Annotated in this window: 1 protein-coding gene; it reads left to right on the top strand. The window is 71.5% G+C overall.

Annotation, left to right across the window (positions count from 1 at the left end):
• Positions 1-847, top strand: an 847-nt coding sequence (gene serA / locus MFF56_RS31865; RefSeq protein ID WP_066926287.1) for a phosphoglycerate dehydrogenase, incomplete at both ends; no start/stop codon positions are given.

Below are 847 nucleotides of genomic sequence, written 5' to 3'. Positions count from 1 at the left end.
CGGGCTACACGAACCTGGTGCGTCTGCCGAAGGCGCTCGACCGCGAGGCGCTGCACGCGGCGCTGCGCGGCGTGCACATCCTGGGCATCCGCTCGCGCACCCAGCTCGACGAGGCGGCGTTCGCGGCCGCCGACCGGCTGCTGGCGGTGGGCTGCTTCTCGGTGGGCACCAACCAGGTCGATCTGCCGGCCGCGCGCGGGCGCGGCATCCCGGTCTTCAACGCGCCCTTCTCCAACACGCGCTCGGTGGCCGAACTCGTCATCGGCGAGATCGTGATGCTCTTGCGCCGCATCACGCCCCGCTCGGTGGGCGCGCATGCGGGGGAGTGGGACAAGTCGGCCATCGGCTCGGTCGAGGTGCGCGGCAAGACGCTGGGCATCGTGGGCTACGGCAACATCGGCACGCAGCTCTCGACGCTGGCGGAAGCGATGGGCATGCGGGTGATCTTCTACGACCACACCGACCGGCTGCGCCACGGCAACACCGAGCCGGTGGAGAGCCTGGGCGAGCTGCTCGCCCAGGCGGACGTGGTCTCGCTGCACGTGCCGGAGACGGAGGCGACCGCCAACATGATCGGGGCCTCCGAGATCGCGCGGATGAAGCGGGGGGCGTACCTGATCAACAACGCGCGCGGCACGGTGGTGGACCTCGACGCCCTGGCCGCGGCGCTGCGCGACGGTCATCTGGCGGGGGCGGCGGTGGACGTGTTCCCGAAGGAGCCGGGCTCGAACGCCGAGCGCTTCGTGACGCCCCTGCAGGGCCTGCCCAACGTGATCCTCACCCCGCATATCGGCGGCTCGACGGAAGAAGCGCAGGAGCGCATCGGCTCCGAGGTCGCCCGCAAGCT

The organism is Methylobacterium hispanicum, assembly GCF_022179285.1.
GTDB classification, from domain to species: domain Bacteria; phylum Pseudomonadota; class Alphaproteobacteria; order Rhizobiales; family Beijerinckiaceae; genus Methylobacterium; species Methylobacterium hispanicum.
Note: the sequence above shows the minus strand (reverse complement) of the source record. Positions and strands in the feature narration are given on the sequence as shown.